Origin of the sequence: Nocardia sp. CDC160 (assembly GCF_035818795.1) — a bacterium.
Lineage (GTDB): Bacteria > Actinomycetota > Actinomycetes > Mycobacteriales > Mycobacteriaceae > Nocardia.
Map to the genome: position 1 here is coordinate 1,268,752 of NZ_JAYKYT010000003.1, position 12,689 is coordinate 1,281,440.

The window sequence follows — 12,689 nt, forward strand, 5'->3', positions numbered from 1 at the left end:
CAGGTATGCAGACCGCGTCGTGGCAGGCGAAGGAGCTGACCCCCGGTCAGCTCGCGCAACGAGCCGGAGTTTCGGTGTCCGCCTTGCATTTCTACGAACGTGAGGGCTTGATCACAGCCCGTCGAACCAGCGGCAATCAACGCCGCTACCCCCGGGAAACCCTGCGCCGGGTGGCCTTCATCCGCATCTCACAGCGTGTCGGCATTCCACTCGCCGAAATCCGCCGCGCCCTCGACAATCTGCCCGACGGCCGCAACCCGACCCGCCGGGACTGGGAAACCCTGTCCACCACCTGGCGTGCGGATCTCGACGACCGCATCGAACAGCTGATCCGGCTGCGCGACAACCTCACCGGCTGCATCGGGTGCGGCTGTCTCTCGCTGGGGGTGTGCAAGATCTTCAATGCCCACGACCACCTGGGCGACGAGGGGCCGGGCGCGCGCGTTCTCGATACCCACGCGGCCGAGAAGTGCGCCAAACCGGAGGTCTGCGCCTCCGCGGGCAGCGATCCCGCCTAGCGGTCCAGGGTCGGTCCCGTCATTCCGGCGTGCTGTTGGCCGGAATCGCCTTCTCCCTGGGCAGGAAGGTGGTGAACAGGTCGTTGGCGCGCTGCATGACGAACTCGTAGGGCCAGGCGAACTTGCGCGCCCACCAGTAGCCGAAGCGAATGTCGAACTGGGTGTGGATGAGGTAGGTGCCCTTCTCCACACCCTTCAGAATGGTCTCGGCCACCTCGTCGGGCGACTTGGCGTGACGGCGGAAACGCTTGATCCAGGCCTGGATTCGCGGATCGTCGCGGTCCACGCCGACAATGTCCACGGTCTGCACCAGCGGGGTGTCGACCGCACCCGGGACCACCAGGTGGACGTCGATGCCGTGCCGCTTCAGATCGAAGCGCAAGACCTCCGAGACGCCGCGCAGGCCGAACTTGCTGGCGCTGTACGCGGCATGCCACGGGAAGGCGAGCAGACCGGCCGCGGAGGAGACATTGACCAGCGCGCCACCGTTTTTCGCCTCGATCATGGGCGGGATGAAATTCTCGATGACGTGGATCGGGCCCATGAGGTTCACATCCACCATGCGCTTCCAGTGGCGATGCTCGAGATTCTCCACCGTGCCCCAGGTGGAGATGCCCGCGATGTTCATGACCACGTCCAGCGCGCCGAGCTGGTCGTGCACCTTCTCGGCGAAGGCGGTGACGGCGTCGTAGTCGCTGATATCGAGGGCCGCGGCCACCTCCACGATGCCGCCGCCGGAGCGAATGGATTCGACGGTGGCGTCCAGGCCGTCGGCGTTCACGTCGGTGAGCACCAGCCGCGCGCCCTTGCGGGCGGCGGCCAGCGCCGTGGCCCGGCCGATGCCGCTCGCCGCGCCGGTTATCAAGGTCTTCTTGCCGCTCAGGCCACGATTACGCACGCCGAACCATCCTCAAATTGACAGCCTTGTCAGACCGCACGCTACTACGCGAACAGTAGTGTTCGCGAGTCGGGTGAGTACCCGTTACGCCCCCATTTTCCTGGGCATGTGGGCCCTGGGCCGGGATTCCACGCCGGGTGCGGGAACGTTAGGGAGTCGTGCCCGGACGGTCGCCGGATCGCGGCTCAATTCGGCCCGGCGGCTCAATTCGACCCGGGCATGACCGACCGGCTGGTCCCCGGTAGGTCCAGATCCAGCGCGATGCGACCGGCCGCCAGATGCTCCTCGACCTCCTCGGCGGGCATCGGGCGGGCGATCAGGAAGCCCTGTGCGCGATAGCAACCCAGCGCCACCAGCGTGCGCGCGGCCACGGTCGTCTCGACACCCTCGCCGACCACCCCGAGTCCGAACGAACCTGCCAGGCCCACAATGGATTTCACGATCGCGAGATCGTCGGCGCTGGCGCCCAGCCGCTGTACGAAACCGCGGTCGATCTTCACCGCGTCCACCGGCAGCGCCTTCAGGTGCGACAGCGAGGAGTACCCGGTCCCGAAGTCGTCGATGGCGATCTGCACACCCATCCGCTTGAGCCCACGCAGGGTCACCTGGGTGCGCGCGAGATCTTGCACCACAACGTGTTCGGTGATCTCCAGACACACCGACGACCCGTCGATCCCGTACCGCCGCAGAATCCCCTCCATGGTCTCCACGAAATCGAGGCTCACCAACTGCACGGGCGACACATTGATGCGAATAACCACATTCGACGCCAGCCCCCGCCGCCGCCAACTCGCGAACTGCTCGGCCGCCGACCGAATCACCCAGCGCCCCAACTCACCCGCGAGATTCGTCGCCTCCGCCACCCCGACGAACGCGCCGGGCGGCAGCAACCCGCGCGTCGGATGTTGCCACCGCACAAGCGCTTCCAGCGCCACCACCCGCCCCGTGCGCAAATCCACCTCGGGCTGATAGTGCAGCAGCAGCGACCCATCCGACACGGCCCCACGCAAATTCAGCTCGACATCATCCTGCAACTCGAACTGCGCCCGCATGGCATCGGTGAAAACCGCAACCCCATTCCCCCCACTACTCTTCGCACTCAACAGCGCATGATCCGCCCGCCGCAGCACATCCGCCACGGTCGTCTCCCCCGGAATCCCCAGCGCCACACCCACACTCGCCCCGCGACTGACCGTCTCCTCCCCCACGGTCACCCGCCGCGCAATAAGCTGCTGAATCCGCATGGCCTCCCGCTCCGCCGCGGCAGCATCCATCGGCTTGGCAGGCACGATCACAAACTCGTCCCCGCCGAGACGAGCGATGACGTCGGCTGGGTCCAGATTCTCGCGCATCCGAGTGGCGAGCATGCGAATGAAGTTGTCCCCGGCCGTATGCCCTAGAAAGTCATTGAGCGCCTTGAGCCGGTCCAAATCCAGAAAGAACGTCGCCACCGGGCCCGCGCACCCCGGCTTGAGCCGATCTTCCATATGTTCGAGCAGGGCCCGCCGGTTCGCCAGCCCGGTCAGGTCGTCGTGCATGGCAATGAAACGCAGCCGCTCCTCGGCCACCACACGCGCCTGCAATTGCGCGAACAGTGCGGCAATCGCCTTGAGCACGTTGAGCTCCCGCGTGCTCCACTCGCGGTCGCCCTTCTTGATGAAGCCGAGCACACCGGTCGGCACGTCGCGGGAGACCAGCGGGACAGCGGCCATGGAGACCTCTGAAATGCCCGCCGACCGCTCGATGGAGCGCTGATAGTCGGCATTATCCGGGTTGGGGCGCACGATCATCGGCTCGATACGGTGCTCCAACTGGGCGAACACGCTGTCTGACTGGTCGTCGAAATAGATGACACGCAGCGGATCGGGATCGAGCGGCGGGCGATGCGGCCACTCCGCCACCAGGACCGACGCTCGCCGTTCGAAATCCGTGTGTCGGAGATAGCAGAAATCGACATCGAAGTGCTCGACCAACCAGGACAGCACTCGCTCGCTCGCCGCCACCATCGTGGTGGCGTCGACCCCCATCAACTCGGCGGCGACCTGAGTCACCAGCGAGTCGAGTGTTCGACGAGGCACTCTGTCTCCGATCGCACTAGCCGCGCGGGGCGACTTCCGGCACCGGGAGCCGCCCACTCCGATACGTCGCGTCCGGCGCGTGACTCAAACGCAGCACCAGGGCCACGGTTTCGTCGGCGGGCACTCCCAGCAGGTTCAGTAGTCGACCCTGAAGTGACGTTAGTGTATCGGCGAACTCCGGGGAAACCTTCTTCAGCTCCTCGTGGTGTCGAGCGAACAGGAATACCGGAGAAATGGGATGAACCGCGAGGCCGTGCCGCTGCGCCTCGATCCATACCCGCTGCAATGGTGCACCGGCGCGCGCGTAGGCGGTGAGTTCCGAGGACTCCGACTCCGGGGCCGGGAAGGTCACCGCGACCAGCGCCGAAGACGACTGCAGTTGCGCGCGGGTCGGGTCCCCCAGCGCGGACCCGCCATCGAAGGCACGAATGCGTTCCATTACTTCGGGACGGCGAACCACGAGCAGCGTGCTCAGTTGCGGTGGCATCAACCCGAGTGTCCGCAGATCTAGTCCGCTCCGCAAATCGGAACCGGGCCAACGTAATTCGGCGAACATCTCGGCGTGCAGGCCGGGTGTCAAGTAACGCACCCGATCGGATTCCGCGAAAATCGCCGCCGCCGCATCGATATCGGCACGGCCGGTGATCGTGCGCAACGTTCCGCCCGAGCCGAGCGCCGCCGAGTCGAGCGCATCCAGGACCTCGGCGGACAATGGTGTGCCATCCCCGAAGTGACGGTTCGTGTGCCGGTCCAGCAGCGCTGGATAGTCGGCCGCCAGGACGTCATCCCGGCCGGTACCGAGGCGCAGCACCGCGGTCAACGGCGCGTCGCCATCGGCGTGCAGCTCGCTCGCACCGAGCAGGCCCAGCGCGGCGGCTGCAGACCGCGCGTTGTAGAGCGCGGCGCCGACCGACAGCGCGCTCGCGCGGTAGCCGATATCCATGAGCGAACTGCGCTCCGGCGCGAGCGCGATCGTGACCGCGTCCGGATCCGCGCGCAGTGTCCACGGTTGCGCATTGCCACCCGAGGGAGCCCGCTGCGCTGCCGTCAGGATTTTCGCCAGGTCACCGTCCGGCTCGGGCTCCACGGTCGGTTCGGCAGGCCACACCGGTGCCGACGAAACCGGCTCCGCCAACGCGTCCAATCGTTCTTCGAGGTCGACGCGGGTTTGACCGGATGGGAGTTTGCGCCCGAGCCCGAGTCGGCGGACCGCCGCCGCCACCGTCGCACCGCCCAGCTGCACATCGCCACCCAGTTGAGGCCAACTGTTCAGGGTGCGGCCAACCTCCAACAAACTGGCCGCCATGCTCCCGGAAAGCTTGGTGCCGTCCACGATTCGAACACCGTAGGCCGACTTCTCCCGGGTGGAGAGTTCACGCAGTTCGGCCGCGCTGACATCCCCCATGAGCCCGTGGAACGGCTGTCGCTCCGGTTCGAGGTCGTATCGCTCCACGTCCAGGAGCCCGCGATCGCTGGTTTCCATCATCAGCGGCACCCGGCGACGCTGGGCGGCCTCGCGTACCGCGAGCTTGATATCGAGCGAATCACACACTTCGACGATGATCGACATCCCGTCCAGGAATCGATCCATGTTGGTGTCGGTCAGGCCGTCGGCGAAAACCTCTACGGGTAAATACGGATCTAGCTCAGCAATCCGGCGCGCGCTGACGACCGCCTTGTTGATCCCGATATCGAATACGGTGCCGGGCAATCGATTCAGATTGCTGAGCTCGACCTCGTCGAAATCGGCCAGACGAATGCGGCCGCAGATGCCCTCCAACGCAAGCGTATGCGCGATCGCATGACCGACACTTTGCCCGATAACGCCAATTGTCTGATTTGCCAGAATGTTTTGTTCGTCGCGGGTCAACTTGTTGCGATTGCGGTCCAAGCGAACTGCGCGAAAAAGCTCCGGCCCGGGGAGCCCGACAACCGACGCCCGCCACGGGTAGTACACCCAGCGATCCGCCTCGGGGCCCTCCACCGATTCCGGCGGCGCGAGCAGCGTGGCGAACTCAGCGCGTAAAACCGCACGCAGGTCGCGGAACTCGATCCGCGAGTCGGCCCGCAACCGTGCCAGCACGGCGGCATCGTCCGGATCGGATTCGTTCAGCAGTTGTGGCCGATACACGCCGGGCACGACAGACTCCCCGCCCATCTCTATGCCAGCCCTCCCGCATGCGGCGGCATACCTACCTGGGCCGCCAACTCCGCCAGTTCCGCCTCGAGCAACGGAAGCTGGGACTCCACAGCGTGCCTGCGGAAGGTGCACGTATCCCACAGCAGCGCGACGGTGCGGTACCGATCGTTCGGATAGGGCACCGCCGGGATCCACCAGACCACGCTGCCGCCGCTGACTCGCCAGCCTTCCGCGACGCTGTCGGCGGCGGTGCTCAACGCATACCGGGCACCGAGCAGGTGCGGGATGTGTATCGCGCTGCGGGCCAATCCCTCCCGTACCGCGATGCGGTGCTCGGAATCGTGTTCGACCCACGCCGATTTGAATTCGAGCAGGCCCTCGGGGATTCGGTCGGCGATCAACTTCCGGATCGCCGCCTCACCGACGCGGCCCTCCCACTCGGTAACGGCATGCGCCTCGTCCACATGCTGGTACGGACCCTGAATGCGGGTGCCGCCAAGCATCCGGCCGGTTTCATCGAGCGCGACCACGAAAACCGTCGTGGAGCTGCCATCAATCGTCGCGTCGTAGGCCAGCGCCTCTTCGACATCGAACCGCCGGTAGGACCGCAGCGCCCCATCCATGAATTGGCGCCAGAGCTCAGGGTGCGACCGTGGCGTACAGATGAGGAACGAGCATCCGGACCGCTCATCACGGTATACGGGGCCGCCTCCCGCCCACTGCCCATTTTGGACCGTCGTGGTCGCTTCGACTGCCATACAAGTTCCTACTCCGTTGCTGCGCGAGATTCGCGCGACTACCCGAGTCCTAACCCGATACGGCCATGCTTAGACCGGCCCGGCGCAGGCACCTAGAGGAGTATCAGTCAACCAATCTGAATTGTCCAGGCATCTGGCAAACCGCCTGAAACCCGGATGCGAGTGTAGAAACTCACCCAGGTCAGACCATTGCTATCAGTTATCAAATACAACCTAAAGACTGGTCTGTTTTCGCTCAGTTATCTTTCAGCAATCACACCAGGATGGAGATGAAAAGTTCCAGTTCGGCTGGGCCGGACCAGATCTCGATCTCTTCACGGTAGGCGCGGGTGATCTCGGCGGAGGCGGTCGCGTCGTCGACCTGGGCCCAGACGTCTTCGGCGGGATCGTGGTAGTCGCCGTTGGGGCGGAAGCGGGCGTAGACGCCCTTGGGGACGCGGATGAGGACGTCGCCGACGGGGACGTCGTCGGGGCCCGCGTATTCGTAGGAGACCAGGACGTTGTAGTTGCCCGCGGGGTCGGGGACATAGACCGTGGCCAGGGGGCGTTCGGCGCCTTCGCGGTCGCGCAGACGATCGCGCAGGAACTCGATGAGCTCGCTGTTGGAGACCTTGAAGCTGGGGCGCACGCGGGGAACCACGAGGCCGCCGTAGACGCCGCCGGGGCGGACGACGATCGAATAGGTCATGAGGGCTCGACCGCCAGGTAGAGGTCGATCTTGTAGGCGTGCGGGTAGGTCTCGAAGTCGCCGGTGTGGATGCGCCGGATCTGCTTGTGCTCTTCCGCGTACGCGATCTGGGTCCACAGATCGGTCATGACCTGCGGAAAGTTGCCGACCGAGGAGAAGCGGGCGTAGGTGCCGCGCGGGAGGCGGGCCACGATGTGGCCGCGGGTCACCTCGTCCAGCGAGGCGCACTGGTAGCCCACGATCTGGGTGTTGTAGGTGCCGAGTTCGGCCGCGTAGTCGGTGTAGGCCGAGGCGAGCGGACCACCGAGCTCCTGGTGCAGAACGGCCGCCCAGGCCACTTCCAGATCGTGGTCGCGCAGTTCACCGAGGGCACGTTTCGGGCTGCGTACCGGCAACCCGGCCACCCACGTCTCGTCCCGCTCGACGATCTCGAACTGCATTGGAAGGAACTCTTTCGGAGGTGTGATTCACAGCCGGTCGGCCAAGCCTTCGCCATGCTATCAATCACCCCGGACCGTGCTCGGCGACACGACAGAGGCCGACCTCTCCCATCCGCGCGGCCGAGGGATTCCGGTCGGCGGGAGCGCGGACTAGGCGGAGGGGGCGTCGTCGCGGCGGCGGCGATGCGGGCGGGCCATCGGGGCGTGCCAGTGCCGGAACAGGGCGATCAGACGCAGCGCCACCGCACCGGCACCGGCGAAACCGCCTGTCCAGTACGTGTATTGACCGTAGCGCAGCAGGATCGCGGTGGCCGCCGAACCGAGCAGTGCGGGGACCGCGTAGAGCTCGCCGTCGCTGAGGACACTCGGGGTGACACCGGCCAGCACGTCGCGGATGACACCGCCGCCCACCGCCGTGACCAGGCCCAGCGCTGCCGACGAGGTGGCCGACATGCCGTGCTGGAAGGCGGTGACGGTGCCGGTCACGCAGAAGATGCCGAGGCCGATGGCGTCGGCGATGTTCAGCGGCGTGCGGACCACGCGCACCGGGGGATGCCAGAAGAAGATGAGCACCGCCGAGAGCAGCGCGACCCCCGCGTAGGAGACGTCGACGAAGGCCGCGGGCGGGGTGCGGCCGATGATCACATCGCGGATCACGCCGCCGCCGGTGGCCGTGGCGACGGCCAGCACCGCGATGCCGACCACGTCGAAGCGCCGCCGCACCGCGAGCAGCGCACCCGACAGCCCGAATGCGAACACGCCCAGCAGGTTTCCCGCGCTCTGCGCCGCGTCCACCGCGTTGCCGAGCTCGACGAGATCACTCATGCGTGGCCGGTTCCCTTCCTGATCGCTAACTCTCGGCTACCGGCGCTCAGTATGCCCGGCGCGCGGTCTGGGTATGTCCGACACATGACACAGCCGCGTCGCCGCACGGATCGAGCCACGATGCGTTTGAATCTGTCCGTGTGCCGCACAATTGCCCAGCTCGACGCGGAACTTACCGCGTGCCGCGCCTGCCCTCGGCTGGTGGCCTGGCGGGAGCGGGTCGCACGGGAGAAACGGGCGGCGTTCAGTGACGAAAATTACTGGGGTAGGCCGGTTCCCAGCCTGGGTCCCGGGGACGCGCGGCTGCTGATCGTCGGCCTGGCCCCCGCGGCGCACGGGGGCAATCGCACCGGGCGCATGTTCACCGGCGACCGCAGCGGGGACCTGCTCATCGCCTGCATGTACGCCGCCGGACTCGCCAACCAACCGACCAGCGTGTCCGCCGACGACGGGCTGCGGTTGATCGGCGCGCGCATGACCGCTCCAGTGCACTGCGCGCCACCCGACAACAAACCGCTCCCGTCCGAGCGCGACAACTGCCGTCACTGGCTGATCGCCGAGCTGAACCTGCTCGAACCGACGATCCGCTCGATCGTCGTCCTGGGCGGCTGGGGCTGGCAGGCGCTGCTCCCCGCGCTGGCCGAATCCGGCTGGGAGATACCGAAACCCAGACCCAAGTTCGGCCACGGCGCACACGTCGAACTCGCTCCCGCCCACGCCGACCGGTCTCCCCTACACCTGTTCGGGACCTATCACCCGTCGCAGCAGAACACCTTCACCGGACGTCTCACCCCCGCCATGCTCGAGCAAGTCCTCACCACCGCCGCCCATGCCGCTGGACTCCCCCTGCCGCATTGAGCAGGGATATATAGCGTTGCGAGCGCCGGTCGGTAGTGCGTGGACCGGTTACGATGCGGGCGTGAGCAGGGGCGATGATGAGTCCGGACTAGCGGGGGACAACGGGGCCGGGGTGAACGGCGTCAAGACGCGGCCGCGCCGGGCCGAGACTCGACAGCGGCTGCTCGACGCCGCGTTCGACGCGTTCGCCGAGGAGGGGTTCGGCCGGTGCTCGGTCGAACAGGTCTGTGAGCGGGCCGGATTCACGCGCGGAGCCTTCTACTCGAACTTCACCTCCCTGGAGGAGCTGTTCCTGGCCATGTGGGAGCAGCGCTCGGCCGCCATGCTGACCGACGCCGCCGCCATTCTCGATACTCCCGACGCCGTCGCGGGCGACCCCCGGCGCGCCGTCGAGCAGGTCCTGGCCGCGGTCCCCATGGACGACAAATGGTTTCGAATCACCTCCGAATTCACCGCCCACGCCCTGCGCAACCCCGACCTGCGGCAGGTCATGGTGGCCCGCGAGGAGGCAATCGGTGCGGCCCTCATCCCGGTCGTGGTGACCCTCATGCGCCGCAACGGCCGCCGCGTCCCCGACCCCGCCGCCCTGAGCCGCGCCCTCGTCGCCGTTCACGACGGCACCATGGCCCAATGCCTGCTGGAACCGGCCAACCCCGCCGTCCTCTCCCACCGCCTGGACCTCTTCCTCCGCGTCCTCGAGTCCTACAGCGAACCCACCTGACCCCCAAAACCCCCCATAACCAGCCGATTCGTCCCCTCCCCCTTCCACCTGCTAAAGTTCTCCAGCGCGGGCCGGAAACGACCCCGCGGGGCTATAGCGCAGTTGGTAGCGCGTCTCGTTCGCATCGAGAAGGTCAGGGGTTCGATTCCCCTTAGCTCCACAGTCGAAGAGCCTCGGATCTGAATGGTCCGGGGCTCTTTTCGTATGTCGGGGGCTGGGTGGGGTTGGTTAGTTGGGGATGGGGAGGTGGCAGCGGGCTAGTTCGAATTCGGGGACTCGGTCTATGCGGTAGTGGGCGTAGGTGAGGGATTGGTGGAGGTTGTGGCGGAAGAGGGTGAAGGTCAGGGGGGAGCGGGTGGAGGAGAGGAGGTCTTGGGTTTGGGGGCAGGTTAGGGCTGTTTGGATGCGGGTGGTCCAGCCTTCGTCCAGGAAGGCAGGGAGGTGGGGGTGGCGGGTTTGCATGCCGGTGTCTACGACGGCCCAGTCGGAGTCGAGGTTTTTGTCGTGGCCTATGCGGGCGTTGGGGAATCGGAAGGTGTGGGCGGCTAGGGGGTAGGCCAGGCCCATGGGGTCGAGGACGCGAACTTCGAGGGGCAGGTTCATGCTGATCATGCCTAGATTCACGAAGAAGACGGTGTTCGGGGCGGTGCCGTCGGGGGTTTGGGGCGGGACGGTTTGCCACTCTTGGAAGGACGGGGTGTTGATGAGGAGGCCGCCGTTGGGGGTGCTGGCGACCTCGTGGAGCATGGCGCGGATGCGGGGGTAGTCCAGGTAGTCCTCGGCGCGGAGGGGGTGGGCGTGGCCGGTTGTGCGGATGTAGTAGAGGCGTTCGTCCGCTATGCCGGAGGCGGTTATCGCATTGTCGGATTCGATGGCGGTCACGGTCGATGCGGCCAGCGCCCAGCCCGCGATGCCGAACAGAGCCGCCGCCACCATACGGTGCTTATGCGAATTCGACCGCTCGACAGCCGATTTCAGCGGTAGCACCAGGACGGGCAGGAGCAGGCAGAAAAGGGGCGGCAGCAGCATGCGGCCGTGCATGAAATCGCCGCCGACGCGAATCTCGTAGACGGTCAACAGAAGACCGGCACCGAGCATGAGGGTGACCACAGCGGATGGGGACCGGAGCGAAAAGGCGATGCCACCACCCGAGAGCCGGGAGCGCAGCGCGAACGCGGAAGCCACGCTCAGCATGAGCAACGGAACCCACAACCAGTAGGGGCCGACCAAATTCCAGAGGTAGACGAGTCCCTGTCGCCATTTCGCGCCGCCCGCATCCTTGGCGACGGCCGTATTCGGGTAGGGCAGGGCGTAGTAGCCCATCCGCCAGATCTGATAGCCCACCGGCACGAGACCCGCCGCCAGCACAGTCGACGCACGGAATATCCACGGCCGCAACCGAACCTCCGAAATCCGCGCACAGCAGATCATGAAAACCGCTGGCGCACCGACCATTACCAGCTCGGGTCGAATCAAAGGTGCCAGGCCCGCGAAGAATGCCAGACCGAGAACTTGTCATCCTTGGCTTTTCCGATCGACTCCAGCTGATCAGCCCCCACCACAACACCGCGAGCCAGCAGACGACCAGACTGGATTCCAGCCCCGAGGTGACGTAGTCGCGGGCCGGAGGCAACGCGATATAGACGAGAGCGCCTGCCGGAAGCAGCAATCCGGCGCGGCCCCCACCCCACAGCCGGGCCGTTCCCAGCATGGCGACGACCATGGCCACGACCGACAGGATCAACCCGAGGCCCAGCGCCACGTACTCCAGCCGCGCCCGAGTTACCCAGCTGCCGAACCAAATGAGATACGTCCAAGCCGTGCTGGTATTGACCTCGACGCGCTCCCCCACATTGAATACCGGGCCGTTGCCCGCCAACAGATTTCGCACCGTCCGCAACACGGTCAAGCCGTCGTCGGCCATCCACCGCCGCTCCCACCCACCGATCGCGAAAAGACCTGCGGTCAACACGATTCCACCGATCAGGCCAAGCCGATCAGAACGATTACCCACCCCGCAATCTTGCGGACGCCACCGCCACCGGGCAGGCCACAGAAAGCGTGGGCGCGACATTCCTTTTCAAGATCATTAGCATCGGCACCGCTTCCCGATATCCGCCGTCAGAGCGTGCCGTTTTCTATGTCGCGTTTGAGGGCGGCCTGGTAGGCGCGGTGGGAGGAGGTGCCGTTGTCGGCGGTGAAGCCAATCAGGGCGGGGTCGGCGGTGAAGGTGATGTGTTCGTTCACCGTGGTGGTGTTGTTGCCGTTGTCGGTGAAGGTGATTTTCTGGTGGGTGATGACGTCGGGTTGGTCGTAGCTGTCGGTGAGGTAGTAGTGGTCGGCCGGGTAGAGGCGTTGTTCGGCTTGGGTTTTCGCGGGGTAGTCGACCGAGCCCATGGGGACGTTTTCCAAGGCGGTGAAGTCGATGGTCTCGACGACGCCGTCATTGCAGGTGCGGTGGGTGATGATGTCCTGCAGGAACGGATGTCGGCCGATGTCGTTGCGGAGGTTGGAGTAGACCGTCCACACCTTTGCCAAGGGCGCGTTGATGGTGATCGGGAGATCGACCGTGCGCGTCGTGAAGCCGGACTGGCCGGACGACGGACTCTTCATCGCGGCCTGATATTCGGCCCAACCGACCTGCCAGCCCGGGGTGTACGAATTCGGGGTGTCGGTGCAGGTCGGTGCGGAATCCGCCTGCGCCACCGGTGAACCGGCCGCCGCGAACGACAGCACCATGGCGCATCCCACAAGATATTTCACGG

Annotated in this window: 12 protein-coding genes and 1 tRNA gene; 4 read left to right on the top strand and 9 right to left on the bottom strand. The window is 66.0% G+C overall.

Features of this window, described 5'->3' with window-relative positions; translation table 11 throughout:
- The first annotated feature begins 5 nt into the window (after nt 1-5).
- A complete protein-coding gene (gene soxR, locus VMT40_RS20540; protein ID WP_326360029.1) occupies nt 6-518 on the top strand; it encodes a redox-sensitive transcriptional activator SoxR in 513 nt (170 codons plus the stop codon).
- 19 nt (nt 519-537) lie between these two features.
- Here soxR and VMT40_RS20545 read toward each other — a convergent pair whose 3' ends face one another.
- The 7 genes from VMT40_RS20545 to VMT40_RS20575 form a co-directional block, all read right to left on the bottom strand.
- On the bottom strand, nt 538-1,416 hold the full coding sequence (locus VMT40_RS20545) for an SDR family oxidoreductase (RefSeq protein ID WP_326360030.1): 879 nt from the start codon (nt 1,414-1,416) through the stop codon (nt 538-540).
- 203 nt (nt 1,417-1,619) lie between these two features.
- Nucleotides 1,620-3,443, bottom strand: coding sequence for a putative bifunctional diguanylate cyclase/phosphodiesterase (locus tag VMT40_RS20550; protein ID WP_326360276.1), 1,824 nt, complete (start codon nt 3,441-3,443; stop codon nt 1,620-1,622).
- Between the two features lie 67 nt (nt 3,444-3,510).
- Nucleotides 3,511-5,652, bottom strand: a complete 2,142-nt coding sequence (locus VMT40_RS20555) for an Rv1355c family protein (RefSeq protein ID WP_442790018.1) — start codon at nt 5,650-5,652, stop codon at nt 3,511-3,513.
- A gap of 2 nt (nt 5,653-5,654) precedes the next feature.
- The gene (locus VMT40_RS20560) at nt 5,655-6,257 is read right to left on the bottom strand and encodes a hypothetical protein (RefSeq protein WP_326360032.1); all 603 of its coding nucleotides are present in this window, start codon (nt 6,255-6,257) and stop codon (nt 5,655-5,657) included.
- Nucleotides 6,258-6,645: 388 nt separating this feature from the next.
- Entirely contained in the window at nt 6,646-7,080 is a 435-nt protein-coding gene (locus VMT40_RS20565; protein WP_326360033.1) for a GyrI-like domain-containing protein, read from the bottom strand.
- Entirely contained in the window at nt 7,077-7,520 is a 444-nt protein-coding gene (locus VMT40_RS20570; RefSeq protein WP_326360034.1) for a GyrI-like domain-containing protein, read from the bottom strand. The genes VMT40_RS20565 and VMT40_RS20570 overlap by 4 nt, the downstream gene beginning before the upstream one ends.
- 150 nt (nt 7,521-7,670) lie before the next feature.
- Nucleotides 7,671-8,345, bottom strand: a complete 675-nt coding sequence (locus tag VMT40_RS20575) for a trimeric intracellular cation channel family protein (protein WP_326360035.1) — start codon at nt 8,343-8,345, stop codon at nt 7,671-7,673.
- Nucleotides 8,346-8,465: 120 nt separating this feature from the next.
- Here VMT40_RS20575 and VMT40_RS20580 point away from each other — a divergent pair, with 120 nt between their 5' ends.
- From VMT40_RS20580 to VMT40_RS20590, 3 genes are all read left to right on the top strand, one after another.
- On the top strand, nt 8,466-9,203 hold the full coding sequence (locus VMT40_RS20580) for a uracil-DNA glycosylase (protein WP_326360036.1): 738 nt from the start codon (nt 8,466-8,468) through the stop codon (nt 9,201-9,203).
- Between the two features lie 112 nt (nt 9,204-9,315).
- A complete protein-coding gene (locus tag VMT40_RS20585) occupies nt 9,316-9,924 on the top strand; it encodes a TetR/AcrR family transcriptional regulator (protein ID WP_326360277.1) in 609 nt (202 codons plus the stop codon).
- A gap of 87 nt (nt 9,925-10,011) precedes the next feature.
- Nucleotides 10,012-10,084: transfer RNA gene (locus tag VMT40_RS20590), tRNA-Ala, on the top strand.
- A 68-nt stretch (nt 10,085-10,152) separates the two neighbouring features.
- Here the strand turns inward: VMT40_RS20590 and zomB are convergent.
- Both zomB and VMT40_RS20600 read right to left on the bottom strand, forming a co-directional pair.
- Nucleotides 10,153-11,379: a flagellar motor control protein ZomB gene (gene zomB, locus VMT40_RS20595; RefSeq protein ID WP_326360037.1), complete on the bottom strand. Its 1,227-nt coding sequence runs from the start codon at nt 11,377-11,379 to the stop codon at nt 10,153-10,155.
- A 666-nt stretch (nt 11,380-12,045) separates the two neighbouring features.
- Entirely contained in the window at nt 12,046-12,687 is a 642-nt protein-coding gene (locus tag VMT40_RS20600) for a hypothetical protein (protein WP_326360038.1), read from the bottom strand.
- Nucleotides 12,688-12,689 lie beyond the last annotated feature (2 nt).